The sequence below is a fragment of the Vibrio sp. 2033 genome (genome assembly GCF_033339735.1).
The window spans coordinates 1-1,753 of sequence record NZ_JAWOVC010000071.1; the positions used below are offsets into that span (position 1 = coordinate 1).

General features: G+C 48.3%; 3 protein-coding genes. All 3 read right to left on the bottom strand.

The window, feature by feature from the left end; all coding sequences use genetic code 11:
- A partial coding sequence (locus R7P74_RS24625) for a bifunctional GNAT family N-acetyltransferase/hotdog fold thioesterase (RefSeq protein WP_318123273.1) occupies positions 1–803 on the bottom strand: 803 nt, incomplete at its 3' end.
- Positions 804–911: 108 nt separating this feature from the next.
- Entirely contained in the window at positions 912–1,346 is a 435-nt protein-coding gene (dtd, locus tag R7P74_RS24630) for a D-aminoacyl-tRNA deacylase (RefSeq protein WP_005478645.1), read from the bottom strand.
- Positions 1,318–1,753 (bottom strand): YihY family inner membrane protein (locus R7P74_RS24635; protein WP_318123274.1); only part of this gene is annotated, 436 nt, incomplete at its 5' end. The genes R7P74_RS24635 and dtd, both read right to left, overlap by 29 nt.

Sequence of the window (1,753 nt, forward strand, 5' to 3'; positions counted from 1 at the left end):
CCTGACGCCAAGCGATCCAAATCACCACTGATACCATCAAGCGAGGTACTCGCCACCGGATTTTGATCCACCGGATGACGATAACGAATCGAGCTGTCTGCCAGAACAATATCGCCATGCAAACCGCGCTCTTTGAGCAGTAACCACGTCATTCCCCATCCCGTCAGCGTTGCCAACGTAAATGCCGAACCAGCAAACATCGTATTGTGCGGGTTCAAATTCGGATTGAGCTGGGCACTGCATTCGAACTGATAACCGGTGTATTGGTTGATTTTGATGCCCATTTTGTCCGCAATTGGGATCTGCGCTTCCCAGCGCTGCTGCAATTCCGTACACCATTCTGGGCGACGTAACACATTCGCCATCGGATCAAGCGGCTTCACCATTTGTTGGTGACGGACCGGACCGCGTTCATCGGTCAACTCACCACGACGTTCAAAACCATTTTTTTCATAAAACGCAATCGCATCTTCACGGGCATTACATACCAAACGTTTCGCACCTTCTTGGCGCGCAAGCGATTCCAACGCGACCAACACCAGTGAGCCCATGCCTTTGCTGCGACGATTGCCTTTCACCGCCATATAGCGGATTTGGCCATCGTTATCCGGAGTAATGTACAAACGTCCGATCGCCATTGGACGGCCACGGCTATCCACAATCATGCGGTGATGGCTCACCACATCATATTCATCCCGTTCAGAGCCTACTGGCATGCGCCATGGCTCTCGAAGCATTTGCCAACGAAATTGATAGTACTTGTTAAGCTGATTTTCGGTTGTTGGAGTTATGAGTTTGAACATATCAATCCTTTGAAAGTGCAAATCAGTAAGAATCTTGGGGAGAAAATACCCAAGTAAAATCAAATCACTTGGGTATATAGCTTAGACCATGGGTGTATCCACGCCAGATTAGACCTGTAGCCAAAAAGTCACTGGGCCGTCATTAATTAATGACACTTTCATATCGGCCGCGAAGCGACCACGCTCGGTTGGCAATTCCTGCTCACACAAGTCAGAAAAGTAGTCATACAGACGTTCAGCGTCGGCTGGATGCGCACCACGAGAAAAGCCTGCACGTGTGCCTTTCTTGGTATCTGCCGGTAATGTAAATTGAGACACCACCAAAACCTTACCGTTCACTTGTTTGACGTTGAGGTTCATTTTTCCTTCGTCGTCTTCAAAGACTCGGTAGGTGGTCACACGTTCCATCAAACGTTTTGCTTTGGCTTCATCGTCGTCCTTCTCAACACCAAGTAGGACAAGAAGACCTGTATCGATTTCTCCAACCACTTCACCGTCTACACGAACGGCCGCTTCACTGACTCGTTGAATTAGCGCTATCACTACTCTCGCTTCCTTCATTTGCTAACTGAGATTCAGCCGACGAGTGTATCATGTCTAGATCTTCACTCCAGTGCTCTTGCTCACCCAATGCTGCGGTGACTTCTGCCCCCAGCAAGACGATCATCCAGCACAAGTAAACCCAGACAAACAAGATAGGAATTGCGGCTAAAGCGCCATAAATCAGCTGGTAAGACGGGAACTGAGTGATATAGAGGGCAAAGCCTTTCTTACTTAATTCAAACAGTATCGCCGCAACGGCGGCGCCTACAGCACCATGCGCTAAATGCACTTTTTTGTTTGGCACCAGAATGTACAAACCTAAAAATGCAAAAAATGACAGCAAGAGCGGCAACCAGCGTAAGAACAAATTGAAGGCGCCAGACAGCGTTTCATTTTCTAAGATTTGT